Consider the following 25,514-nt stretch of genomic DNA (forward strand, 5'->3'; position numbering starts at 1 on the left):
GTGGGTGGTTGTTGTTGTTTTTTGTCAGGTTTGGGCTTTTCACGGCCTAAAAATGTTTTTCATTTTTGTGGAGAGTTTGATCCTGGCTCAGGACGAACGCTGGCGGCGTGCTTAACACATGCAAGTCGAACGCTGAAACTGGAGCTTGCTTCGGTGGATGAGTGGCGAACGGGTGAGTAACACGTGGGTGATCTGCCCTGCACTTTGGGATAAGCCTGGGAAACTGGGTCTAATACCGAATATTCACATCTTCGTAGGGAAGGTGTGGAAAGCTTTTGCGGTGTGGGATGAGCCTGCGGCCTATCAGCTTGTTGGTGGGGTAATGGCCTACCAAGGCGTCGACGGGTAGCCGGCCTGAGAGGGTGTACGGCCACATTGGGACTGAGACACGGCCCAGACTCCTACGGGAGGCAGCAGTGGGGAATCTTGCACAATGGGCGAAAGCCTGATGCAGCGACGCCGCGTGGGGGATGAAGGCCTTCGGGTTGTAAACTCCTTTCGCTAGGGACGAAGATGTATTTTGACGGTACCTGGAGAAGAAGCACCGGCTAACTACGTGCCAGCAGCCGCGGTAATACGTAGGGTGCGAGCGTTGTCCGGAATTACTGGGCGTAAAGAGCTCGTAGGTGGTTTGTCACGTCGTCTGTGAAATCCCGAGGCTTAACTTCGGGCGTGCAGGCGATACGGGCATAACTTGAGTGCTGTAGGGGAGACTGGAATTCCTGGTGTAGCGGTGAAATGCGCAGATATCAGGAGGAACACCAATGGCGAAGGCAGGTCTCTGGGCAGTAACTGACGCTGAGGAGCGAAAGCATGGGTAGCGAACAGGATTAGATACCCTGGTAGTCCATGCCGTAAACGGTGGGCGCTAGGTGTAGGGGACTTCCACGTCTTCTGTGCCGCAGCTAACGCATTAAGCGCCCCGCCTGGGGAGTACGGCCGCAAGGCTAAAACTCAAAGGAATTGACGGGGGCCCGCACAAGCGGCGGAGCATGTGGATTAATTCGATGCAACGCGAAGAACCTTACCTGGGCTTGACATGGACCGGATCGGCGTAGAGATACGTTTTCCCTTGTGGTCGGTTCACAGGTGGTGCATGGTTGTCGTCAGCTCGTGTCGTGAGATGTTGGGTTAAGTCCCGCAACGAGCGCAACCCTTGTCTTATGTTGCCAGCACGTTATGGTGGGTACTCATGAGAGACTGCCGGGGTTAACTCGGAGGAAGGTGGGGATGACGTCAAATCATCATGCCCCTTATGTCCAGGGCTTCACACATGCTACAATGGTCGGTACAGCGAGTTGCCACACCGTAAGGTGGAGCTAATCTCTTAAAGCCGGCCTCAGTTCGGATTGGGGTCTGCAACTCGACCCCATGAAGTCGGAGTCGCTAGTAATCGCAGATCAGCAACGCTGCGGTGAATACGTTCCCGGGCCTTGTACACACCGCCCGTCACGTCATGAAAGTTGGTAACACCCGAAGCCAGTGGCCCAACCCTTGTGGGGGGAGCTGTCGAAGGTGGGATCGGCGATTGGGACGAAGTCGTAACAAGGTAGCCGTACCGGAAGGTGCGGCTGGATCACCTCCTTTCTAAGGAGCTTTATTAACCACCGGCAACACTGTGTGTTGTGTGTGTGGTTGTTGGTGTTGGAACCCGTTCGTGGTTGCCATCAACACACTATTAATCGGGTGGAGATGACCCCTAGGGTGACAAAAGCTAAGACAACAGAGTTTTAGGTAATAGGTGGCATGCTGTTGGGTGTCTGGAATGACATCGCAAACATTACGGTAAGTAGTGTGTGTGGGTTGTTTCTACATCGAATACGATCAGCAAGAAATATGAGATACACAGTGTGTATTGATGTTTGTTGGTGGTGGTGTTGTGTTGTGTGAGAACTGTATAGTGGACGCGAGCATCTTTATTTTTTTGTTTTTTTGTTGTGTAACCGAACGCGCCAATCGCACTGTGTGTGGTTGGTAGTTTTTTGTGTTGTGTGTGTTGTTTTTTAGGGCACACGGTGGATGCCTTGGCATATCAAGCCGATGAAGGACGTGAGAGGCTGCGTTATGCCTCGGGGAGCTGCCAACTAAGCGTTGATCCGAGGATGTCCGAATGGGGAAACCCAGCTGCAGTAATGTGTGGTTACCTGCTGGTGAATATATAGCCAGTGTGGAGGTTTACACGGGGAAGTGAAACATCTCAGTACCCGTAGGAGAAGAAAACAATTGTGATTCCGTTAGTAGTGGCGAGCGAACGTGGATGATGGCTAAAACTTATGTGTGTGATACCCGGCAGGGGTTGCATGTAGGTGGTTGTGGGGCAATGGCGTTAACATTCTGCCGGATGTTGGCATGTGCTGCGTGATTAGTGGAAGTGGTGTGGAAACGCCTACCGGAGTAGGTGAGAGTCCTGTACACGAAGATCATGGTGGTGTGTGTGGTTGTTGATACCCCGAGTAGCAGCGGGCTCGTGGAATCTGCTGTGAATTAGCCGGGACCACCCGGTAAGCCTGAATACTTGATATGACCGATAGCGGATTAGTACCGTGAGGGAATGGTGAAAAGTACCCCGGGAGGGGAGTGAAATAGTACCTGAAACCGTGTGCTAACAAACCGTCAGAGCATCCTTGTGGTGTGATGGCGTGCCTTTTGAAGAATGAGCCTGCGAGTCAGCGGCATGTCGCGAGGTTAACCCGTGTGGGGTAGCCGTAGGGAAACCGAATCCTAACTAGGGTGAATTAGTGGCATGTCTTGGACCCGAAGCGGAGTGATCTACCCATGGCCAGTGTGAAGCAGCTGTAAGAGGTTGTGGAGGCGCGAACCCACTTAGGTTGAAAACTGAGGGGATGAGTTGTGGGTAGGGGTGAAAGGCCAATCAAACTCCGTGATAGCTGGTTCTCCCCGAAATGCATTTAGGTGCAGCGTCGTGTGTTTCTTGCCGGAGGTAGAGCTACTGGATGGTTTAGCGGGACTACAATCTTAGCGACATCAGCCAAACTCCGAATGCCGGTAAGTTAGAGCACGGCAGTGAGACTGCGGGGGATAAGCTTCGTAGTCGAGAGGGAAACAGCCCAGATCGCCGGCTAAGGCCCCTAAGGGTGTGCTAAGTGGAAAAGGAGGTGGGGTCGCGAAGACAGCCAGGAGGTTGGCTTAGAAGCAGCCATCCTTGAAAGAGTGCGTAATAGCTCACTGGTCGAGTGATTCCGCGCCGACAATGTAGTGGGGCTTAAGTACACCGCCGAAGCCGCGGCAATGATCTTTTTGAAGATTGTTGGGTAGGGGAGCGTCGTGCACGCGTTGAAGCAGTCTGGTGACGGGGTGTGGAGTGTGTGCGAGTGAGAATGCAGGCATGAGTAACGATTGATACGTGAGAAACGTATCCGCCGGATGACTAAGGGTTCCTGGGTCAAGTTAATCTTCCCAGGGTGAGTCGGGGCCTAAGGCGAGGCCGACAGGCGTAGTCGATGGATAACGGGTTGATATTCCCGTACCCGAGTATTGGCGACCATGGTGAATCAGTGATACTAACCGCCCATAAGCACCCATAGATGATCTTTGATTGTCGTGGTGTGTGGTTGCGTGGGACCTGATCTGGTAGTAGCTAAGTGATGGGGTGACGCAGTGAGGTAGCTTGGCCACTTATTGGATTGTGGTGTAAGCGTGTGGCACGACTGGTTGGTAAATCCGCCGGTTTTTTGTGTGAGGCGTGATGCGGAGCCCTTCGTGGGTGAAGTGAGTGATCCTGTACTGTCGAGAAAAGCCTCTAGCGATGTTGATATTCGGCCCGTACCCTAAACCGACACAGGTAGTCAGGTAGAGAATACTAAGGCGTTCGGGTGAACTGTGGTTAAGGAACTCGGCAAAATGCCCCCGTAACTTCGGGAGAAGGGGGGCCATGATATGTGAACAACTTTTCGTTGGGAGCGTGTTGTGGTCGCAGAGAATAGAGGGAAGCGACTGTTTACTAAAAACACAGGTCCGTGCGAAGACGTTTAAGTTGATGTATACGGACTGACGCCTGCCCGGTGCTGGAAGGTTAAGAGGACCGGTTAGCCGTAAGGCGAAGCTGAGAATTTAAGCCCCAGTAAACGGCGGTGGTAACTATAACCATCCTAAGGTAGCGAAATTCCTTGTCGGGTAAGTTCCGACCTGCACGAATGGCGTAACGACTTCCCTGCTGTCTCAACCACAGGCCCGGTGAAATTGCAGTACGAGTAAAGATGCTCGTTACGCGCGGCAGGACGAAAAGACCCCGGGACCTTCACTATAGCTTGGTATTGGTGTTTGATTCGGTTTGTGTAGGATAGGTGGGAGACTGTGATCATGTGACGCTAGTTGTGTGTGAGTCGTTGGTGAAATACCACTCTGATCGGATTGAATGTCTAACCTTGGCCCATGATCTGGGTTGGGGACAGTGCCTGGTGGGTAGTTTAACTGGGGCGGTTGCCTCCCAAAATGTAACGGAGGCGCCCAAAGGTTTCCTCAGCTTGGTTGGTAATCAGGTGGTGAGTGTAAGTGCACAAGGGAGCTTGACTGTGAGAGTGACAGCTCGAGCAGGGACGAAAGTCGGGACTAGTGATCCGGCACCAACTTGTGGTTGTGGTGTCGCTCAACGGATAAAAGGTACCCCGGGGATAACAGGCTGATCTTCCCCAAGAGTCCATATCGACGGGATGGTTTGGCACCTCGATGTCGGCTCGTCGCATCCTGGGGCTGGAGTAGGTCCCAAGGGTTGGGCTGTTCGCCCATTAAAGCGGCACGCGAGCTGGGTTTAGAACGTCGTGAGACAGTTCGGTCTCTATCCGCCGCGCGCGTTGAAACTTGAAGGAAGGCTGTCCCTAGTACGAGAGGACCGGGACGGACGTACCTCTGGTGTGCCAGTTGTTCCGCCAGGAGCAGGGCTGGTTGGCTACGTACGGAAGGGATAACCGCTGAAAGCATCTAAGCGGGAAGCCTGTTTCGAGATGAGGTTTCTTTTGAGGTTCCCTAGAGATTATGGGGTTGATAGGCCAGATCTGGAAGCACTGTAAGGTGTGGAGGTGACTGGTACTAATTTACCGATAACAACACCCACAACACGATTAGTGTGTGGTGTAACGCAACGTAACAAAGAGCAAATGAATATAAGCTCGCGTCCATTATGCAGTATCTGACACAACACAACCAACCTTATTGGTTGGTGTTTGGTGTGACACAAGGTGTGTCGGTGGTGATAGTAGCAGGGAAACGCCCGGTCCCATTTCGAACCCGGAAGCTAAGCCTGGTTACGCTGATGGTACTGCACTCGGGAGGGTGTGGGAGAGTAGGTTACCGCCGACCTAAAACTTAAAAAACAAGAAAGCAGCGAGAACAACCCAGGTTGTTCTCGCTACTTTCTTTGTTGTTATCTATGGGTAAGCGAGTGGGGGGATCACCTGTAACGGGTGGTGCTCCCACTCGCTTTTTTATGCCTAAAATAAATCTCCTAGCCCCGCACTGCTACTTTTGGGTCCTTCTGTCACCCAGTAAACGTGGATCAAATATAGTAGCTGCATGAGTAATGATTTCGTCGTTTCCCGGCTGCAGTCTTTTGGAGAAACGATCTTTGCCACCATGACCCAACGAGCTGTTGAAGCAGGTGCAATTAATCTTGGGCAAGGTTTTCCGGATGAGGATGGGCCTCGTCGGATGCTGGAGGTTGCTTCGGAGCAGATCCTCGGGGGAAATAATCAGTATTCGGCAGGGCGTGGGGATGCGTTGCTGCGGAGCGTGGTAGCGAAGGATCATCTGACTCGTTTTGGTTTGGCGTACAACCCAAATACAGAAGTGCTCATTACTGTGGGTGCCACTGAGGCTATTACTGCGACTGTGCTGGGGTTGGTGGAGCCAGGCGATGAGGTTATCGTTCTGGAGCCTTATTATGATGCTTATGCAGCTGCCATTGCTCTGGCTGGTGCTACACGTGTAGCGGTGCCTTTGGCGGAGGTAGATAACTCGTGGGATGTGGATGTAGAAAAGCTGCATCAGGCGGTGACGAAGAAGACGAAGATGATTATCGTGAATTCGCCGCATAATCCTACGGGTTCGGTTTTTTCTAAGAAGGCTTTGAAGGAAGTCGCTGGCATTGCTCGGGCGTATGACTTGTTGGTGCTTTCCGATGAAGTGTATGAGCACTTGGTGTTTGACGGTAGGAAGCACGTAAGCGTCGCAAAGCTGCCTGGTATGTGGGATCGAACCATAACGGTGTCTTCGGCGGCTAAGTCTTTTAATGTCACCGGTTGGAAGACGGGGTGGGCGTTGGCGCCTGAGCCTTTATTGGAGGCGGTGCTGAAGGCTAAGCAGTTTATGTCTTATGTTGGTGCGACGCCGTTTCAACCTGCGGTGGCGCATGCGGTTGAGCATGAGCAGCAGTGGGTGGAGCAGATGCGTGCCGGCATGGAGGTTAAGCGCGATATTTTGCGTACTGCCCTGGATGCGGCAGGTCTGCATACTCATGAGAGTAGGGGTACGTATTTCATCGTTGCAGATATTGGTGATCGTGATGGCGCTGAGTTTTGCTTTGATTTGATTGACAAAGTGGGCGTTGCTGCAATTCCGGTGCAGTCTTTTGTGGATAATCAAAGCGAGTGGTCATCGAAGGTACGTTTTGCTTTTTGTAAAAAAGAAGAGACGCTCCGCGAAGCCGCGAAACGTCTCAAGGGTTTGAAGGATTTATAGTTTGAACAAGTTGTTGGGGGTTTTCTTAACTTCATCCAACTTGTTGCGGTTTTTTTCTAGTTTTGCCCAGAGCTCGTGAGGGATTGTTTTCTCTGCGCTGCGGATGACGTCTTTGTCGGTGGTTCCCCAGGTGATGGGCATTGGGCTGATTTCATCCCAGTGGTTCTGGTCTTTGACGGTGCGTCGGCCAGTAACTGCTACTGAGGGGATTCTTTCACCGAGGCGTCGTTGGTGTGCTCCAACTCGGACGATGGTGCGGGTAGCTAGTGCCCATTCGGGTTTCATAGATGGGTCTGCGCTGCGGTTTACTAGTGCCAAGAGGAGGACATCGCGGGGATTAACTTCGGCGATGATCGCTGGGGCGAGTTCGTAGTTGTCATAGAGTGTTTGTGCATTGCCCATTTGACGGGGGATGACGGGGATCATGATGAAGCTGAGTAATGCGAGGAACACCATGACGATGGCGATCATCCACATCCAGACGGCACCATTGGAGAAGAGGTAAAGAGCTACGGCTCCTGCCACGAGAATTAAACCGAGGCACAGCGCGGAGATCTGTAGCCTTTTGGCGTCGCGGAGGATTTCGTTGTTCTTCTTGGCGTAGGATTCGTCTACGTCAAAGGAGAAGTTGTGCACGTTAGAGTTCTTCTTTCTTGGGTAGGGGGAAGAGGAGATCGTCTGCATCCATGATGCGGTAGGCATAGCCTTGTTCAGCGAGGAAGCGTTGACGGTGCGCCGCATAGTCAGTATCGAGGGTATCGCGGCTGACGATGGAGTAGAAGTGGGCTTCGCTGCCATCGTGTTTCGGGCGGAGCAGTCGGCCTAATCGTTGAGCTTCTTCTTGTCTGCTGCCAAAGGTGCCAGAAACTTGGATGGCAACGGAAGCTTCGGGCAGATCGATGGAAAAGTTAGCCACTTTGGAGACCACCAGCACGGAGAGTTCTCCGGCACGGAATTGATCAAAGAGTATTTCACGTTTTTTGTTGGGTGTTTTGCCGTCGATGACAGGTGCATCGAATTCTTTGCCCAGCTCTTCTAGTTGATCTAGATAAGCACCGATGATCAGAGTTGGTTTGCCCACGTGCTGTTCCAGGACTTTGCGTACCACTGCAACTTTTGTGTGGGCAGAAGCTGCCAGGCGATAGCGATCTGCTGACTCAGCAGTGGCGTACACCATTCTTTCGGCATCAGTCATGGTAGAGCGAATTTCCACGCAATCAGCGGTGGCGATGAACCCTTGAGATTCTAGATCTTTCCAAGGCGCATCGTAGCGTTTAGGGCCGATGAGGCTGAATACATCACCTTCGCGGCCATCTTCACGCACCAATGTTGCGGTGAGGCCAAGACGGCGTCGTGATTGCAGATCAGAGGTCATGCGGAACACTGGTGCGGGGAGGAGATGGACTTCGTCGTAGATGATCAGACCCCAGTCACGGGAATCAAAAAGCTCGAGGGCTTTGTATTCACCTTTGGTGCGTCTGGTTACCACTTGGTAGGTGGCGATGGTGACGGGGCGGATTTCTTTGCGTTCACCGGAGTACTCACCGATTTCTTCTTCGGTGAGTGTGGTGCGACGCAGCAGTTCATCTTTCCATTGCCTGCCGGCCACCGTGTTGGTGACAAGGATCAGCGTGGTTGCTTGTGCTTTTGCCATGGAGGCAGCACCAACCATGGTTTTTCCTGCACCGCAGGGCAGAACCACGACGCCGGATCCGCCTTCCCAGAAGGAATCTGCGGCCATTTGCTGATAATCGCGCAGTGACCACTCCTCCAATTCGGTGGAGAGCCCGATGGGGTGGGATTCACCGTCGACGTATCCAGCGAGATCTTCTGCCGGCCAACCGATTTTGAGTAGCTCTTGTTTGAGTCGCCCACGCTCTGATGGGTGCACGATGACAGTTTCTGCATCTACTTTTGCGCCCAGCATGGGTGTGATCTTTTTGTGTCTGGAGATTTCCACCAAGATGGCTGGTTCTGCGGATTCCAGGATCAAACCATGAGCTGGGTGGCGGTGGAGACGGACGCGACCATAGCGAGACATGGTTTCTGCGATGTCAATGAGCAATGCCTGCGGAACTGGGAAGCGTGAAAAACGCTCCAGCATATCCACCACTTGCTCAGCGTCATGGCCTGCGGCGCGCGCATTCCATAACGCTAGGGGAGTGATGCGGTAGGTGTGGATATGTTCAGGTGCACGCTCGAGCTCTGCAAAAGGTGCGAGTGCGATGCGTGCTTCACCTGCCAACGGGTGATCAATTTCTAGCAGGACAGTTTTATCGGATTGGACGATTAAGGGTCCATCGCCAAAAGCCACGAAATGCTTCTCCTAACGAAGTATAAACGTCCATTATGTCACCCTTTTCCTAGTTATCCACTATTACTTCTGTGATTCTGTGCAACATGAAACGATGCACGGCTCCGGTGGTTTCGTCTACGGCATCTACCTGTCCGGCATTGACAGTGAGTGGTTTAACAACGCGGTGTACAGCGATTCCTTGTTTATCTACAAATCCTAGGGTCACTGTTTTTTGTCCTCTTACGGCAGCTTGTAGTACTGCGAGTGTTGGTTGCTCAGAAACAGTTCCTTGGGCTGCGGAGTTTTCGCGTTTGATTGCTTTCACCGCTGCCTGTACTCGGCCTTCATCTAATACTGTTGGCTTTGGCGTAGGTGCAGCTGCTGGAATACGGGCTGGCGCTGGAGCGACATTAAGGCTTGCACCTTCGCCATCTTCGGCAACAGGCTGGAACCCTGCTTTGCGCAGCACCGTGATTACCTGCAGCAAGGGAGCTTGTGCGATGGCCACTGTTGGGGCGATCTGGCGTAGAGCCACATCAACGCCGGCTTCGACAGCGGAATGCAGCAAGGCAGGATCATCACTGCGGATATAAGACAACGCTGGGCCACCACGCAAAGTGCCGTGTTTTCTTGCGATATCACTGAGTAGATAGCCCACAGATTGTGGGAGCTCTGTGAGTGAATGTGTGCTCAGAAACTCAAGAATTTCAGGAGTCGTGAGACCAAGATCCAAAGCGTGCCGGATAGATTTTTCACTGAGGCGATACACGGAAGCTAAGCCAGAAGATTCCAAGAAGGCAATGGAATCCATGGTCTTTTGCATGGCTGGTGTCAGCGGGCCTGGAACCATAATGGTGAAATCGCCTTGCACGATGAAATTTTCCACTGGTGCAGGTGCAGTGATCACTTCCGCTGGATCGTCGCCAGCAACCAGAGCCTGGCCAGCCGTGGTTACGCCTTGTGCAAAAGCACCAATCCAGCTGGCCTCCTCAAGAACGTGGGCAATGGTGTCTGGGTTCATTCGGCTTGCCGCGAGCGGATAATGAAAGGCTAAATCTGCATGCAGCTCATCGGGGGAGACACGAGTGAGCGAGCTCAGAATCTTTGCTCGTGTATCAGGTAGAGATTCGATGATGCTTGATTTACTCAATACATGGATTGGTTTGTCTTTTTCATCAGCTTCTCCCACACGCCAGGAAGCGAAATTCTGCTTCCACCAACCGGCCATCAATGTGCCTAATTGCGCAGCGAGATCAGCTTCCATCCAATCATCAGCGATTGGCGTGGGAGCAATATAATCTCCGCCTTCATCATCGGTTGGCAAAGGATCTGGGACACCGCGTCGAAGCAACCCGCTTGCGACACCTAAACCACAGAGGCGCGCCACATCGTGCTCGTTCAGATCAAGCTCTTTGCTTAAACGAGAGATTACACGCACGCCGAGAGCGCCCACTTTTAATGTGGGTGCCGGAAGGTGGCTTAGGGCGTCGATAAGCAAGCGCATGTGCCGCACGACCTCTAAGCCGGCTGCAATGCCGGTGTCATCGGCACCTGGATCCGCGGAATAGGGAATCGGGCGTACCTGGGCGGGGAGTTGCTCCCGGCCTTCGATGACGCGCCGTACCAGCGCAGGTAAGCGCACCGTCTGCTCATCCACACGCGCCAAAAGACCCGCAGCAAGCAACTGCGGGATCGGACGCGTCGGATCAGCATCAATCGCCGCATCGCGCGTCAGACCGAAGCCGCCTGAAGCAGCCAGCGTGCCCAGCAGTTTGCGGTGTCGCTCAGAGAGCTTGTCGACGCTTTCCCTCACGTGTTCTTCACTAAGGCCATGATCGTTTAGTTCAGGAAGCAGCGTCCAATGAACAGGCAACGCCGACATTGTTTCTTGTGCAATCATGAGCTGCTCATCGCCATACAACAACGCATAGTTTTTGAGAGTGCTAATCGCGTTGAGGCAATCTTGAGATGAGGGAGTCTGCTCACCGAAAGCATTCTGCACATGTTCCACCACTTCGGGGGCAGCTACCGGGTGGAGCTCAGCGCCGATCTTGGCAGCTGCCTCCAATACCGCAAGCTCTAGTGCATTGAGTTTTAGCACAGCCCGAACCACCGAGGCTCGCAACTGCAAACGCGCAGCCAGAGACCCCAAATTGGGTGGTAATGGGAGGACTGTATCAGGTCGATTTTTTAAGATTATGGATAGCTGATCATCACTTTGAGTATCCAACCAACCCTTGAGGGTGGGGATGGGGGAGTCTATTTTCATGATGTTCTTAAGTTTAAGCCCTGTTGAGGTGACTTTTGTTCCCAGAGTTTGAAAGAATATAGAACATGGCAAACGTAGAGAAGAAGCACTTCGTCGATCCGGCTTGGCCGGAGCACAATCCAGCTGACGGTCACGTCGTTACTGAAATCATCTCCAAGCTCGCAGGCGCATCCAGCCCTTGGGGCGATGAGAAGGAATTCCCAGTTTCTGCTGTAGAGACCGGATACGTACACCCGTACACCCGCATCAACCGCTAAGCAGTTTTTAAAAGAGGCAGCCTCTCCGTGAAATACCGGGGGAGGCTGCTTCTTTTTGCGCGTATAAGAAAAATATCTCGGGCGGGAACCATGTGGTTCCCGCCCGAGATATTTTTGCGTTGTAGCTAGTGCTTAACCAACGATGGAGTTGTAATAAGCCTCAACTTCAGCTGGGACTGCAATGCCGTACTGAGACAAGGTACCGGTGACTGCACCGTAGGTAGCGTTGATGGTCTCCAGATCGGTGGAGCCGATAGCAATGTTGGCTGCTGGAGCATTGTATGCCGCGACAGGGGCAGCTGGAGCAGCAGATGCTGGAGCTGGTGCGGAAAGATTACGCTGGGTTGGAGCTGAGTTCAGTCCAAGGCTAGCGGAGCACGCAGGCCATGCGCCCCAGCCCTGGCCAGCCAAGGTGCGCTCTGCAACAGCGATCTGCTGGGCGCGGGTTGCCTGGTAAGCGTAAGTAGCGAATTCCTGTCCACCGTAGGCAGCCCAGGTGCCAGCGGAGAACTGCAATCCACCGTGGTAGCCGTTGCCCGTGTTGATTGCCCAGTTTCCACCGGACTCGCACTGCGCCAGGCGATCCCAATCGGAATCTGGTGCAGCGGAGGCGGAAGGAGCCATGATGGTTGCAGCAGCACCGAAAGCGATGGTGGAAGCTGCGATCTTGGTTAGTGCTGAGCTGGTCTTAACTGAGTGACGTCCCATGATGAAAAAGTTTCCTCTCATTTGTCGCCGTCGAGGTTAGCTGTCGGGTTAGAGCGTGAGGAGTTGCTCTGCCAGTGGATTCCTGGCTTCACCCCAAGGAGTTGGCCTCCGTGCCTTCTTAACTAAAAGATGGCGGGTGGTTTCCCCGTCCCTGTCTGCAATATGTCCCGCACAAGTGCGGGTGTTTGTGGTTTTTAAGTTCAATGCACCAAGCGGGTTGTTCTGCCTCCGACCCCAGACAGGGTTTGGCGATGAGCCGGATATATGGATGAACTGTTGCGGTGCCTGAGGTACACGGTAACTCGAAGGTCACGATTGTGTCACGTTATTTATGAAATCTATATGAATCCCAACTTGTGCTACCACTAAAATCGCAGGTCACCCCGGCGGAATTTGCGGGTGTGATTTGTGTTACATTTTGGTATATTTGGCGTTGTGATGTAACTTTCCGACAAGTTTTAGCAGCGATGTTCGCGGTGTATAATAACCTCTTCTGGTCAAAAACTAGTGATTGATCCAAATCAGCGAATGAAAGTGGTGAGGACAAGTGCCTGTCGGAACGGTTAAGTGGTACGACGCAGAGCGTGGTTTCGGCTTTGTCTCCAATCCAGGTGGTGAAGATTGCTTCGTTGGCAAGCAAGTTCTTCCCAAAGGAGTCACCGAATTAAGCAAGGGACAACGGATCGATTTTGATTTTGTTGCAGGCCGTAAAGGCCCCCAAGCACTTCGAGTGAGGGTTCTTGAAACTCCACGCAGGCGTCCACAGCGTAAATACAAGCCAGAAGAGCTCAATGGAATGATCTCGGACCTCATCACGCTTCTTGAAAGCGGTGTGCAACCGGGGCTAGCTAATGGGCAATACCCAGAACATAAATCTGGAGCACAGGTAGCAGAAATTCTTCGCGTTGTTGCGAAAGAGCTCGAATCCTAAAACAGTTAAGGAGAGGATCCACCATATTCGGATCCTCTCCTTAACTATTTGTCTAAGTGACTAGTTTTCAGGTTCACTCATCGTTGATAGAGACCACGTCACGGTGTAGGGAGCTTCTTCACCATTTTCATCTTGACCAATCATCACAGAAGAAATCTCCACGACTACTAGACGAGGACGTTCCCCACCTTCCTGGGTTGGATCAACTGATCCGGGCACAGTAGCTTCGGTAGCGTCATAGCTGGTGTGATAGAACTCATCATTGGCTGTAGGGTCATCGTAGATCGTCAGCAGATACCAATCATGATCGTGGATTGTTTCCGGAATGCTTAAATGCAGTTCTTCATCAGCACCGACGTCAAGCGTAGGTATGTCGTTCTCTTCACATTCCACGCCTGGCTCGCACAAGCTGAAAGGGAACACCTCCACTTCACCAGCTGGAGCACTTGCTGCGATGGAGATGTTCTGGGGGAGCGGCTCGGGGCGATTGTTCCACCATTGCTGGAACATCACCGAGACAATCACCACCAACACCACTGCAACAATGAGGCTGAGAATCTGAATGAGATTTTTACGCTTGGTCTTCCGGCTTGCCATGAGTCTTGAGTCTAGTCAGCCGGAACGAATCTGACCTCATAGAGGTCTGGCCAACGCTTGCCGGTGATATAAAAACGATCCGAATCTGGGATATGCGCAATACCGTTGAGCACATTATTTGTATCCGGGGCAGCATTATTATCAATTCCTGAGGCATCAATCACTGCGGTGACTTCTCCCCGTGAGGGGTCGATACGCATGATGTCTGTTTCGAGGAAAATATTTGCGTAGACTGCATCATCTACGCATTCGAGTTCATTCAAGGCCTGTACCGGTGTGCCTTCAAGAGTGACTTCGACAGATCCGGTTTCTGCAAATGTTTCCGGATCTCTAAACGTCAAGGTGGAACTGCCATCTGAAGTAATAAGGGAATCTTGAGTAGAGCAGATGCCCCAGCCTTCACCTTCGTAGCTGACCCGATCTAATTCTTCTAGAGTCTGTGCATCGCGTTTGAAAGCAATGCCTTCATTCCAGGTCAATTGCCACACCACAGCATTGTGTTTTGTGATGCCCTCTCCGAAAAACTCTGGATCAAGCGGTCGAGAGGTGGTTTCTTGGCCATCGATGGAACTGCGGTAGATGCGCGAGCCACCGTATTGTCCAGTTCCGATAATGAGCTCATCGCCATCTAGCTCTAATCCTTGAGTAAAGGACGTGGCATCAAAAGCATGAGTGGAAATAATTTCTGGGACTAGCCGTTCGACTGCCGCATCAGATGCAGTATCGGGAGCAGTACAGGAAGAGAGCGCAGCGCTGGAGAGGAGGGTTAAAGTAGCAAGCTTTTTCACAGTTTCGACAATAACAGTGCAGCCTTTTAGATTTGTTGTGCGTTCTTCCAGAGGTGGTCATTGACTTCGGAAAAAGTCGGTACGAATGATGCAACTGGACGTATTTCTGACACTGGGAACTTGGAGCCGTATTCCACCCAAGCGACAACTTGGCGGATTCCCGACAGGGAATCAACCAGCCATACTTCGGAAGAACGCAGATCATTGATATTAAATCCCTGTGGGCGAGGCTTGGCATGGCAGCCTTGGGCCTGCAAATATTCCACAACAGGTGCTTCTAGCACCGAAGGTAAAGAGCGGGGATGTGTGGAATGAAACACGGTGTCTCCCTTGATTGCCAAAAGGGAAGCGCCGATTGCCATGATCACCTGGCCGGATTCGTCGACAAGCAAGCCATCATCTGCGCCCTGGCGGCGGCTGTTTGCGGTGGCGGTGTTCTGCCACGCATGATCTAGGCCTTTAATATTTGGGTGCCGGCGTTCATCGCGGTGCCCGTGGGCATCGACAGTGACGTGCGCATTGAGCTTGCGAGGCGGGCGCAGCTCGACGTTATAGTGATTGTTTTCAATCGTGACGGAAGCCTGCACACTGCCTGGAGCTTCCCGTAATTGTGCGATGATGCGCTCGCGGAATTGCGGTGCTGTGGGGGCCGCCTTTTCGAGGCGATCAATGTGGCCCTGGAGGTTGCGGATATTACCGTCAACCATGAGAAAACTTGTGGTCACCACGATGTGCAGCCGGACCTTCCGAAGTCGTAACAACTATTGTTCTTGCCTTTAAATTGAGGTTATCACCCGAGTAATCAAACTGAGGATTCGAGGTGTCGCACCTTTGAGTTAGAGTGTGGGCATATAAAGAACTTGGTTTAGGCCACTGGGGTGGAAAAATGGTGGGTTCATCACTTTTGGCTGGTGGACTTGCCTCATCTGCTAGACAGGTGGAAAAATTCTGTTGCGCTAAAGGTTTCAGCTAAAAGGTGAATCCTTGATAGTGGAATGAGCTGACTTTTCCACGAGTTTTTCAGCTTTCTCACAACTTGAATAGAAAATAAGGTATCCGGCTATGACGACAGGGAATTCAACGAATACTAGGGGAGCCCTAGACCGATATTTCAAAATCTCGGAGCGTGGATCAAGCATTGGCACAGAAATCCGTGCAGGTGTGGTCACATTCTTTGCAATGGCCTACATCATCATTCTTAATCCTTTGATCCTTGGTACAACCCCTGACGTTGAGGGAAATACTCTAGGAATCGCACAGGTTGCAGCAGCTACAGCTCTTGCTGCTGGTGTTATGACTATCGCGTTTGGTCTGATCGCACGCTATCCATTTGGCATTGCTGCCGGTCTTGGATTGAACACCATGGTTGCCGTCACGCTGGTCTCTGGTGAAGGTCTGACTTGGCCAGAAGCGATGGGGCTTGTGGTTTTGGACGGTATCGTCATCGTCATTTTGGCGGTTTCAGGCTTCCGTGTTGCAGTATTCCGTGCGATTCCTACATCCATGAAAGCTGCGATCAGCGTGGGCATTGGCTTGTTCATCGCCATGATTGGCCTGGTTGATGCAGGTTTTGTGCGCCGCATTCCTGATGCTGCCGGCACCACCGTGCCAGTAACCCTGGGCATTGATGGATCGATCGCTTCTTGGCCAACTTTAGTGTTCGTGGTTGGCGTCTTGCTCTGTGGCATTTTGGTTGTGCGTAAAGTGCGCGGTGGTCTTTTCCTTGGCATCCTGGGAACCACCATTTTGGCAATTATCGCAGAGGCAGTCTTTGGCTCTGGAGCATCTTTCGAAAACGGCGAAGCAAATGCGGAGGGCTGGTCACTGGCTGTTCCTGCTCTGCCTGACTCCTTTGGTGGCATGCCAGATCTTTCCATTGTTGGTGCCGTAGATCTGATTGGCGCATTCAGTCGCATTGGCGTCATCGCTGCCACCCTGCTGGTCTTTACCCTCGTGTTGGCTAACTTCTTTGATGCCATGGGCACCATGACTGCACTCGGCAAGCAGGGCAACCTGGCTGATGCAGAAGGTAACCTGCCAGATATCAAGAAGGCATTGGTTGTTGAAGGCGCAGGTGCCATCGTCGGTGGCGCATTCTCCGCTTCTTCCAACACTGTTTTCGCAGACTCTTCTGCAGGTGTTGCCGATGGCGCTCGCACCGGTCTTGCCAACGTGGTCACCGGCTCCCTGTTCCTCGCAGCAATGTTTTTGACCCCGCTGTACGAAATCGTGCCAATCGAGGCTGCTGCACCAGTTCTCGTTGTGGTTGGTGCAATGATGATGGGGCAGGTCAGCGAGATTGATTTCTCCAAGTTCTACATCGCTTTCCCAGCTTTCCTGACCATCGTGGTTATGCCGTTTACCTACTCGATCGCCAACGGCATTGGTGTTGGATTCATCATGTACGCAGTCATGGCTGCAGCTGCCGGCAAGGCGAAGGAAGTGCACTGGCTCATGTGGCTGGTTGCAGGACTATTTGTGGTCTTCTTTGCCATCGATCCGATCATGGGCGCAGTCAGCTAATGTCCCAACGCATCGTAATTTCAGATTCTGCTGATCCACGGTTAGATGATGTCCGTGACCTCAACCATTCAGATTCTCGTCCGGATCTTCCCGGCGGCAAGGGTTTGGTTGTCGCCGAGGGCCCGTTGGTTGTCGGCAGGCTTTTGGAATCTCGTTACCCAGTGCGCGCAATCGTGGGCTTTGGCAACAAATTGGATTCCTTCTTCGAAAGCATTGATCCAGCCTTGGTTGCAGGCATCCCCGTGTATGAAGTAACCCGTGAGCTCCTCGCTGAGGTTGCTGGTTTTGACATGCACAGAGGGCTTCTCGCAACAGCTGATCGCACCGAAGAAGCATCGATTTCCGAAGTGCTGGAAAATGCACGCACCGTTGTTGTTCTGGAAGGCGTTGGCGATCATGAGAACATTGGTTCCATGTTCCGCAATGCCGCCGGAATGAGTGTGGATGCCATTCTATTTGGTAACGGCTGCGCTGATCCTTTGTATCGCCGCGTTGTCCGCGTCTCCATGGGTCATGTGCTGCGCCTCCCATTCGCGCATTTGGAAGGCACCTACACCACCTGGCAGCGCAGCCTGGAACAGCTGAAAGAAGCTGGTTTCCATTTGGTCTCGCTGACCCCTGATCCAGCAGCGGAACACCTCGAGGATGCACTTGCAGGCAAAGAAAAAGTTGCCCTGCTCGTAGGCGCAGAAGGCCCAGGCCTTACAGAACATGCGATGCGCGCAACCGATGTTCGCGCTCGCATTCCCATGGCACCTGGAACTGACAGCCTGAATCTGGCTACCTCAGCAGCCATTGCTTTCTACGAGCGAGATCGTTCACAACGATCCTAACGATCTGTATGGCGGAGTTTTTCCGCCATATTCGCTCCAAATTCGCGGCCGGCTCTCCACAAAGATGTACCCATCTTTTGTGCAGAGGTAGCCGCTTTTTTCACATTTTCGGTTACCCGTTTAGAAACAACGCGATCCGGCGCCTCATATTCCTCATAGTCGTCATAATCCGAGGATTCTCTAAAACCGAGCTTTTCGACGGCCGCTCGCGTCACTTCCTCTGAGCTAATGTGGCGGGGTGCCGCGATGCGCGGCTCCGGGCGTCCATCAATGGCGTAGGCGACGACATTGATATCAGGGGAGGTGGTGGCATCAAAGCCCAGCCACGCACGCTGTGCTTCGTGAACCAATTCGATGGGGTTAAAAGGCAAAGAAAGGGTAGTTTTGCGAGTGCCCTTTTTACCAGCCCAATACGGTGTCTCAAAACCACCTGGAATTCCATCATCTTCAAAGATGCGGTCTTCATAGGCGATGAAAGATCGTTTGATGGTGCCGTTTTCAATATGTGCGAAACCACCCAACGTGGTGCCCTCATTAACTGCAAAAATATAGACGTCAGAGGCTGGCACACTGCGTAGCAAGCGTGGGTTTAATTTGGAGAGAGAAGTGACATCTTCCAGCACTGTCTGAATGATGGTGATACCAGGGAAACCTGCGATATAAAACTCATTAGCACTGGCTGGAACTGACCTATTGAGGGCGAATTGGCCAATGGGAGTAATTGGCCATGAAGGGTTGAGCTGAGCTAATAGTTTTCGACCATAGCCACGATCCGCTCGAGGCTCTGAGCGGATGATGGATTGGGGGTCGGATGCGCTTACGAACCAGATGCTTACGATCGCCGCGTTTTCTCCCAAGTGACTTGGCATCAGCACTTCCTATTTCTTTGGGCGCTTTGTATTGGCGCGAACTCCTAAAAGAACATCCTCCCAGTGGGGAGTTACTGCTTTACGGCGCCTATTGCGTGGACCTTCGGCATTCTTATTTTCAGGAGTATCATCATTGGTCAGTTCGGAAGGGTCCTGGGGAGTTTTCTTCTCAGCAGTAGTGCGATCCTGAACTTCGTGGACGGAGTCAAAGATATCGGTCTCGTCTTCGTAGCGATCTTGAGGAGAACCAATGGAGGTTAAGGTACGAATCGGCTGAATGAACTCAGGATCGATAAGATCCGCGGCAACTGGGGTGCGTGGGTCTGAAGTAGGATTGCTGGTGTTGTGCATATTCAGTGTCCACTCTGCGTAGTTATCGCTGAGTCCAGCTTTCCAATCAACCCGGACAATCCACTGGTTTGTGGCGTCTTTGTAGGCATCCCATGTCGCAGTGGTGAGATCATGTCCGCGGGTAGCGAAAGCGGTGGCAAGGATCTCCCACAGAGTGAGTTTGGCAGGGCCATTTTCTCTGATGGGATGTGATTGTTTCGCGAGATCTGCAATGCGCGCACGCTCTAGTAATACGGGGTGGGCATAAGGTTCGATGCGAGCCTCAGTTACGCCGTTTTCTTCAGCGAGTTCTTCAATGGAAGCACCCGCGCGAACCCGAACTTGGATTTCGCGGGGGGACATCGTGAGGGGAGCACTGATCCGGGGATCTAGTTCTTTTTCCTCACGGGGTTCTTTGAGCTCAGCTACTGGTTCCAGTGCGACAGGTGTTTCCTTGGGAGAGGATTGAGACGCAGGAACGCTCTCAATTCTGGCTTTACCTGCAAGAATGGCGTGGAGTTCATCTGTAACCGCAATGAAAAATTCCTCAGCGCCATCCTGCTCGGAGGTCTTGAAAACCAAGGATGATTCGGTGGAATCACCGCTGACCAGGAATATTTCCTGCATGTTGACTCCTTCTGGCTGGGTTGATGATCACCTAAGCTTAACCAAAAAACACCCTGTACCGGTGTAAGGGTACAGGGTGTTTTTTAAAGCGGGGGTATTACTTCTTAGCAAAGCCGCCATCGAGGATGAAGTCGATTGCGCCGGTGAGCTTCTCAACATCGGTGGATTCGATAGCTGGGAACATGCCGATGCGCAGCTGGTTGCGACCCAGCTTGCGGTAAGGCTCGGTGTCCAGGATGCCGTTTGCGCGCAGGATCTTTGCGATCACTGCAGCATCGATCGAATCATCAAAGTCGATGGTGCCAACCACGAGGGAGCGCTTTGCAGCGTCTGCAACGTAAGGGGAAGCCTCTTCGCGCGCTTCAGCCCAGTTGTACAGTGCAGAGGAGCTTGCAGTGGTGCGAGCAACCATTCCGTCGAGGCCACCGTTGGAGTTCATCCAGTTGACCTGGTTCTCCAGCATTAGCAGGGTGGAAACAGCTGGGGTGTTGTAAGTCTGGTTCTTCAGGGAGTTATCTACTGCGGTCTGCAGGTTGAGAAACTCAGGGATGAAGCGATCGGAAGCGTTGATCTTCTCGATGCGCTCGAGAGCTGCTGGGCTCATAGCTGCAAGCCAGAGGCCACCATCGGAAGCGAAGCACTTCTGTGGGGAGAAGTAGTAAACATCGGAGTTGGTGATGTCTACAGGAAGTCCGCCAGCGCCGGAGGTTGCGTCGATGGCAACCAGGGAGCCTTCAGAACCTTCTGGGCGCAGGACTGGAACCATTGCGCCGGTGGAGGTTTCGTTGTGTGCCCATGCAATAACATCGGCGCCTTCGAAAGCTTGTGGTGCTGGAGCGTCGCCGGTTGCTGCGGTAACGATCTCTGGTTCATCTAGCCAAGGTGCAAGCTTGGAAGCCTTAGCGAACTTGGAGGAGAACTCACCAAAGGAAAGGTGGCCGGACTTCTTCTCGATGAGTCCGAAGGTTGCAGCATCCCAGAATGCGGTAGCGCCGCCGAGGGATAGGATAATCTCGTAGCCTTCTGGCAGGGAGAAGAGGTCGGAGAGACCTTCGCGGATTGATCCCACGACATTTTTTACTGCCGGCTGGCGGTGTGAGGTGCCGATGACGGAAGCTGATCCGTCGACAATAGCCTGAATCTGTTCCGGACGAACCTTGGAAGGTCCACAGCCGAAGCGGCCGTCGGTAGGGAGGAATTCAGCGGGCAGGGTGGGGAAGTCGGTCATGTCTTCGGGCAACTTTCTGCGCTTGGAAGTAAAAGGGCCAGGGATCTTTAACGATCTGACCCAACAACTATAACCCTGATGCTGTTAGTTCCTATCACCCCAGTTTCTGTAAGGAACGAAAATTATTGGCTTTATCGTTGGAGCTGCATGAGGGGATAGGTGAAAATAGTTGACCAGTCACCAATATGGGGGTGGTTTAAAGTTTTGCAAAGTTTTCAGTTTCATGATTGTTAATATCCCCTGAGGTTGCGTTATGGAGTGGGTGTTTACGTGGGAAGGTGTGCCACCCACCCGCGCTTGTCGTGTGCATCACAAACTTTGCTAAACTGTGCACTGCTCCACTATTCGTGGGATTTTTATTGGCTTAACCGGCGGTATTTTCACCCTCAGGTGGGGTCAAATCATGTCTGGTTGGGTATAGAACTAAATAGCAGCGCATCGGCACATTCAACAGAGTTCTTTAGGCGTGACCGCATCTACTGATTACGGTGGCTGTGGGTGGCCACCGAATGATGTGACCAACGTGAATGTGGGGGAAATGGCTCTCACGTCGGATATGGCTAAACTGCATTTATCGGTATAGCGTGTTAACCGGACCTAATTGGGAAAGAAATGTGTCGAGAAGTTAAAACTGACATGCGATCGGCGCATCCCAGTTGGTAAGAATATTAACGGGACTACTTCCGTAATCCGGAAGAGTTTTTCCGAACAAATAAGTTTGAAAGGGATATCGTGGCTACTGATAACAACAAGGCTGTCCTGCACTACCCCGGTGGCGAGTTCGAAATGGACCTCATCGAGGCCTCTGAGGGTAACAACGGTGTTGTCCTGGGCAAGATGCTGTCCGAAACCGGACTGATCACTTTTGATCCAGGCTATGTGAGCACCGGCTCTACCGAGTCGAAGATCACCTACATCGATGGCGATGAAGGAATCCTGCGTTACCGCGGCTATGACATCGCTGATCTGGCTGAAAACGCCACCTTCAACGAGGTGTCCTACCTACTTATCAACGGTGAGCTACCTACCCCAGAAGAGCTCCACAAGTTTAACGATGAGATTCGTCACCACACCCTTCTGGACGAGGACTTCAAGTCCCAGTTCAACGTGTTCCCACGCGATGCTCACCCAATGGCAACCCTGGCTTCCTCAGTAAACATTTTGTCTACCTACTACCAGGATCAGCTGAACCCACTGGATGAGGCACAGCTGCACAAGGCAACCGTTCGCCTGATGGCTAAGGTTCCAATGCTGGCTGCGTACGCACACCGTGCACGCAAGGGCGCGCCTTATATGTACCCAGACAACTCCCTGAATGCGCGCGAGAACTTCCTGCGCATGATGTTCGGTTACCCAACCGAGGCATACGAAGTTGACCCAATTATGGTTAAGGCTCTGGACAAGCTGCTTATTCTGCACGCTGACCACGAGCAGAACTGCTCCACCTCCACCGTTCGTATGATCGGTTCTGCACAGGCAAACATGTTTGTCTCTATTGCTGGTGGCATCAACGCACTGTCCGGTCCATTGCACGGTGGCGCAAACCAGGCTGTTCTCGAGATGCTCGAAGACATCAAGAACAACCACGATGGCGACGCAACCGAGTTCATGAACAAGGTCAAGAACAAGGAAGACGGCGTCCGCCTCATGGGCTTCGGACACCGCGTCTACAAGAACTACGACCCACGTGCGGCTATCGTTAAGGATCTTGCACACGAGGTTCTTGAGCACCTCGGTGGCGACGATCTTCTGGATCTGGCTATCAAGCTGGAAGAGATTGCACTGGCTGATGATTACTTCATCTCCCGCAAGCTCTACCCGAACGTAGACTTCTACACCGGCCTGATCTACCGCGCAATGGGCTTCCCAACCGACTTCTTCACCGTATTGTTCGCAATCGGTCGTCTTCCAGGCTGGATCGCTCACTACCGCGAGCAGCTCGGCGCACCAGGTGCAAAGATCAACCGCCCTCGCCAGGTCTACACCGGCGAAGTTGCGCGTAAGTTTGTGCCACGCGAAGAGCGCTAAAATATAACAACATTTCGTTGTTCAACTTCGGTCGAAGCCACTAAGTCTGCCATAATGGCAGAGATGGTTTCGGCCGTTTTTGCGTGAAACCAAAAAATACGATTTTCAAGGAGCATGTACAGCACATGGAAAAGCCACAGATTGAGCAACAGGTCGGTTCAGCGCCAGAAGATCTCGTAATCCTGGACATCATCGTCGGTGAAGGTGCAGAAGCACGCCCAGGCGGAGAAGTTGAGGTCCATTATGTGGGCGCTGATTTCGAAACTGGTGAAGAATTTGACTCTTCCTGGGATCGTGGAGAGACCAGCCAGTTCCCTCTCAACGGCCTCATTGCAGGTTGGCAAGAAGGAATCCCAGGCATGAAGGTTGGCGGACGCCGTCAGCTGACCATTCCTCCAGAGGCTGCTTATGGCCCAGAAGGATCCGGCCATCCACTGTCCGGCCGTACCTTGGTCTTCATCATTGATCTGATCAGCGCTTAAGCTTTATCGAGCTAAACGTTCAAAGCGTTTAAAGCGACTTTCACGTCCCGCCCTCTCTGGATTGCTAGCCAATTCGGAGAGGGCGTTGCTGATGGTGCCAAGTACTTCCTCCACAAAGGGGACAGCTTCAGAGATGATGCCGTCGATAAGCCCCTGCGATAAAAGCGTTTGCGCTTGCACGCCTTGTCGCTCCATGATTTCCGCAGCATGATCGGTGCTGCGGAATAAAATGGCAGAAGCGCCTTCCGGGGGAAGCGCGGAAAGCCATGCATTTTCGGCCGCATAGACCTTGTCTGCGGGCAGCATAGCCAGCGCACCACCGCCAACGCCCTGCCCAAGAATGACCGACACGGTGGGCAGGGGAGCGTCGATAAGCTTGGCTAGGGTACGCGCAATCGAGCTTGCAATGCCGAGCTCCTCGGCATCCTGCGACAGCTCCGCCCCAGAAGTATCGATGATGGATACGATGGGCAGATTGAGCTCACGCGCCAGGGAAATACCGCGCCGGGCAAAGCTTAAATCCTGCGGCCCTAGAGCAAAGTGGCGATCCTGCCCGATCAATACCACTGGGCGCCCAGCAAGCCGCGCTAAACCAACCCGGACAGCGCGCATTGCGGTGCCACGACGCGCGCCAGAGAGCTTTACGACGTCTTCCCCCAATGTTTCTATAATCTCCCCGATACCAGGTCTGCGTGGATCTCTAGAACGGGCAATCGCCTCCATTACCGGCAGCCCACTACCTGGTGCAGTGGTGGGGAAGTGTGCTCCAAGTACAGCTGGCTGAAGAACCTTCACAGTCTTAGATACCGCTGCGCGTAATTGCATTGGAGACACTATCCCATCAATGACGCCACGTGCCACCAAATTTTCCGCCTGCTGCACGCCCTCCGGCAGCGGCTTTCCAGTGCTTAACTCCACTACGCGAGGGCCTAAAAAGCCGATTTGCGCGCCGGGTTCGGCAAAAGTGATATGTCCTGAAGAGCCCCAAGATGCCATCGCTCCACCCATTGTTGGGTTGCGTAGATACACCAAGAACGGCAAATGAGCTTCGCGGTGACGCTGCACAGCGGCAGTAATGGAGACCATTATGACAAAAGCACGATTATCTTCCTGCATGCGCGCACCTCCCGAAGCCGGAGAGACGAGCAGCGGCATTTTTCTTTCAGTTGCGCGGTGAATTGCGTTCATAATGCGCATGGAGGCCACGGTGCCCAAAGATCCGCCGAGGAAGGAAAAATCGGACAAAATAACGGCTACCGCAATGCCGTCTACGGTGCCTTCGCCGGTGATGATTGATTCATTGCATTCAGATTTACTCCGAGCTTTGGCAAGAGTTTCGGCATACTTCGGATCAATATTTCCGTATCGGGGTGGTGTATCCCAGGAAGCAAAGCTGTCAGAATCAAGGACGGTATCAATGAGTGAGAGAGCTGAAGTATATGCCATGGCTCACACCATAGTTCGAAAACTTGGGTAATGGATGTTTGTGTGTGGTAGCCAGAAACCAAGGTGTTTTATTGAACTTTCTTATCCATTATCTCGCACTTTCAGATGATGCGATATCGATCGTTTAGGTTATCGATTGCGTAGCGGATCTGTGGCAGATGTTTTGGGGTATGAAAGTAGAAAAGCCCAAAAGTTCCGAAGATAGCGCAAAGTTGGAGTAAATGGCGGTCTGTGAAGCCCGTTAACTATTGCAGTTAGCTATTTGCAATCTTTGCAAAAGGGGTAGTTGATGGGATTGAGGGGGTAGATCGGGAACTTTTATAAATGCAGTATATAGATGGTTTCTTGGCAGATTTTAAGATATTGGGGGGAGAGAGTTTTTCTAATCGCTATCGCATTGCAATGTGAGTTAGGTAACTTCACATTCACACGTTTAGCTGTGATCGACAACATACTTCGCGGTCGTCGGCGAGATGTTGTGCAGAACATTCGGTTGCCAGGGAAGCCGGCACTTCCTTATGTAACCGGTTACCAACTCCCTGCTCGAGGGATATGAAAGCGAGATGAATTTCCAGTGAGTGCAGAACCTACTACCCAGGGGCGTCGACA

The 25,514-nt window shown here is 52.5% G+C and carries 18 protein-coding genes, 3 rRNA genes and 1 riboswitch; of the genes, 10 read left to right on the forward strand and 11 right to left on the reverse strand.

All coding sequences use genetic code 11. The annotated features are described in order from the left end of the window. The first annotated feature begins 64 nt into the window (after positions 1-64). From ccrud_RS03995 to ccrud_RS04010, 4 genes are all read left to right on the forward strand, one after another. Positions 65-1,587, forward strand: a 16S ribosomal RNA gene (locus tag ccrud_RS03995). Positions 1,588-1,992: 405 nt separating this feature from the next. Beyond that, positions 1,993-5,070: ribosomal RNA gene (locus ccrud_RS04000) — 23S ribosomal RNA — on the forward strand. A gap of 129 nt (positions 5,071-5,199) precedes the next feature. Continuing rightward, positions 5,200-5,316 (forward strand): 5S ribosomal RNA (rrf, locus tag ccrud_RS04005). Together the 16S, 23S and 5S rRNA genes form the textbook arrangement of a ribosomal RNA operon. Before the next feature lie 213 nt (positions 5,317-5,529). After that, a complete protein-coding gene (locus ccrud_RS04010) occupies positions 5,530-6,693 on the forward strand; it encodes a pyridoxal phosphate-dependent aminotransferase (protein ID WP_066564962.1) in 1,164 nt (387 codons plus the stop codon). Here ccrud_RS04010 and ccrud_RS04015 read toward each other — a convergent pair. The 3 genes from ccrud_RS04015 to ccrud_RS04025 are packed head-to-tail and all read right to left on the reverse strand — an operon-like array spanning position 6,688 to position 11,258. Further along, positions 6,688-7,329 carry a DUF3239 domain-containing protein gene (locus ccrud_RS04015; protein WP_066564963.1) on the reverse strand — a complete coding sequence of 214 codons (642 nt, stop codon included), beginning with the start codon at positions 7,327-7,329 and terminating at the stop codon, positions 6,688-6,690. The genes ccrud_RS04010 and ccrud_RS04015 overlap by 6 nt on opposite strands. A 1-nt stretch (position 7,330) precedes the next feature. Beyond that, positions 7,331-9,007, reverse strand: a complete 1,677-nt coding sequence (locus ccrud_RS04020; protein WP_066564964.1) for a DNA repair helicase XPB — start codon at positions 9,005-9,007, stop codon at positions 7,331-7,333. 49 nt (positions 9,008-9,056) lie between these two features. Next, positions 9,057-11,258: a helicase-associated domain-containing protein gene (locus ccrud_RS04025; protein WP_066564965.1), complete on the reverse strand. Its 2,202-nt coding sequence runs from the start codon at positions 11,256-11,258 to the stop codon at positions 9,057-9,059. 65 nt (positions 11,259-11,323) lie between these two features. On the opposite strand from ccrud_RS04025, the gene ccrud_RS04030 reads away from it, so the two are divergent. Next, positions 11,324-11,515 (forward strand): hypothetical protein, encoded by a 192-nt coding sequence (locus ccrud_RS04030; RefSeq protein ID WP_066564966.1) that lies wholly within the window; start codon positions 11,324-11,326, stop codon positions 11,513-11,515. Positions 11,516-11,647: 132 nt separating this feature from the next. Here the strand turns inward: ccrud_RS04030 and rpf1 are convergent, their stop codons facing one another. Next, complete coding sequence (gene rpf1, locus ccrud_RS04035; protein WP_066564967.1) at positions 11,648-12,223, reverse strand: resuscitation-promoting factor Rpf1; 576 nt, start codon at positions 12,221-12,223, stop codon at positions 11,648-11,650. 9 nt (positions 12,224-12,232) lie between these two features. Next, a riboswitch (cyclic di-AMP (ydaO/yuaA leader) is annotated at positions 12,233-12,417 on the reverse strand. Between the two features lie 353 nt (positions 12,418-12,770). Here rpf1 and ccrud_RS04040 point away from each other — a divergent pair. Then, the gene (locus ccrud_RS04040; protein WP_066564968.1) at positions 12,771-13,154 is read left to right on the forward strand and encodes a cold-shock protein; all 384 of its coding nucleotides are present in this window, start codon (positions 12,771-12,773) and stop codon (positions 13,152-13,154) included. 60 nt (positions 13,155-13,214) lie between these two features. Here ccrud_RS04040 and ccrud_RS04045 read toward each other — a convergent pair whose 3' ends face one another. From ccrud_RS04045 to ccrud_RS04055, 3 genes are read right to left on the reverse strand one after another with little or no spacing between them, the layout of a single operon-like run. Further along, positions 13,215-13,751, reverse strand: a complete 537-nt coding sequence (locus ccrud_RS04045; protein ID WP_066564969.1) for a DUF2771 domain-containing protein — start codon at positions 13,749-13,751, stop codon at positions 13,215-13,217. Between the two features lie 11 nt (positions 13,752-13,762). Further along, positions 13,763-14,539 carry a glutaminyl-peptide cyclotransferase gene (locus tag ccrud_RS04050; RefSeq protein WP_066564970.1) on the reverse strand — a complete coding sequence of 259 codons (777 nt, stop codon included), beginning with the start codon at positions 14,537-14,539 and terminating at the stop codon, positions 13,763-13,765. 26 nt (positions 14,540-14,565) lie between these two features. Beyond that, positions 14,566-15,267 (reverse strand): aminotransferase class IV, encoded by a 702-nt coding sequence (locus ccrud_RS04055; RefSeq protein ID WP_066564971.1) that lies wholly within the window; start codon positions 15,265-15,267, stop codon positions 14,566-14,568. Positions 15,268-15,601: 334 nt separating this feature from the next. On the opposite strand from ccrud_RS04055, the gene ccrud_RS04060 reads away from it, so the two are divergent. Then, a complete protein-coding gene (locus ccrud_RS04060) occupies positions 15,602-17,062 on the forward strand; it encodes an NCS2 family permease (RefSeq protein WP_066564972.1) in 1,461 nt (486 codons plus the stop codon). After that, the gene (locus tag ccrud_RS04065; RefSeq protein ID WP_066564973.1) at positions 17,062-17,895 is read left to right on the forward strand and encodes a TrmH family RNA methyltransferase; all 834 of its coding nucleotides are present in this window, start codon (positions 17,062-17,064) and stop codon (positions 17,893-17,895) included. Before ccrud_RS04060 ends, ccrud_RS04065 begins: the two co-directional genes overlap by 1 nt. Here the strand turns inward: ccrud_RS04065 and ccrud_RS04070 are convergent. The 3 genes from ccrud_RS04070 to serC all read right to left on the reverse strand — a co-directional run bounded on the left by ccrud_RS04070 (position 17,892) and on the right by serC (position 20,949). After that, a complete protein-coding gene (locus tag ccrud_RS04070) occupies positions 17,892-18,764 on the reverse strand; it encodes a DUF6928 family protein (RefSeq protein WP_066564974.1) in 873 nt (290 codons plus the stop codon). The genes ccrud_RS04065 and ccrud_RS04070 overlap by 4 nt on opposite strands. 9 nt (positions 18,765-18,773) lie before the next feature. After that, entirely contained in the window at positions 18,774-19,721 is a 948-nt protein-coding gene (gene sepH / locus ccrud_RS04075; protein ID WP_066564975.1) for a septation protein SepH, read from the reverse strand. Between the two features lie 97 nt (positions 19,722-19,818). Then, entirely contained in the window at positions 19,819-20,949 is a 1,131-nt protein-coding gene (gene serC, locus ccrud_RS04080; protein ID WP_066564976.1) for a phosphoserine transaminase, read from the reverse strand. A 732-nt stretch (positions 20,950-21,681) separates the two neighbouring features. Between serC and ccrud_RS04085 the strand changes: the two genes are divergently transcribed. Both ccrud_RS04085 and fkpA read left to right on the forward strand, forming a co-directional pair. Then, a complete protein-coding gene (locus tag ccrud_RS04085; RefSeq protein WP_074025403.1) occupies positions 21,682-22,977 on the forward strand; it encodes a citrate synthase in 1,296 nt (431 codons plus the stop codon). A gap of 125 nt (positions 22,978-23,102) precedes the next feature. Further along, entirely contained in the window at positions 23,103-23,459 is a 357-nt protein-coding gene (gene fkpA, locus ccrud_RS04090) for an FKBP-type peptidyl-prolyl cis-trans isomerase FkpA (protein ID WP_066564977.1), read from the forward strand. A gap of 3 nt (positions 23,460-23,462) precedes the next feature. Here the strand turns inward: fkpA and ccrud_RS04095 are convergent, their stop codons facing one another. Beyond that, entirely contained in the window at positions 23,463-24,905 is a 1,443-nt protein-coding gene (locus tag ccrud_RS04095) for an acetyl-coenzyme A carboxylase carboxyl transferase subunits beta/alpha (RefSeq protein ID WP_066564978.1), read from the reverse strand. Between the last annotated feature and the right edge of the window lie 609 nt (positions 24,906-25,514).

The sequence above is a fragment of the Corynebacterium crudilactis genome, assembly GCF_001643015.1.
GTDB classification, from domain to species: Bacteria; Actinomycetota; Actinomycetes; order Mycobacteriales; family Mycobacteriaceae; genus Corynebacterium; species Corynebacterium crudilactis.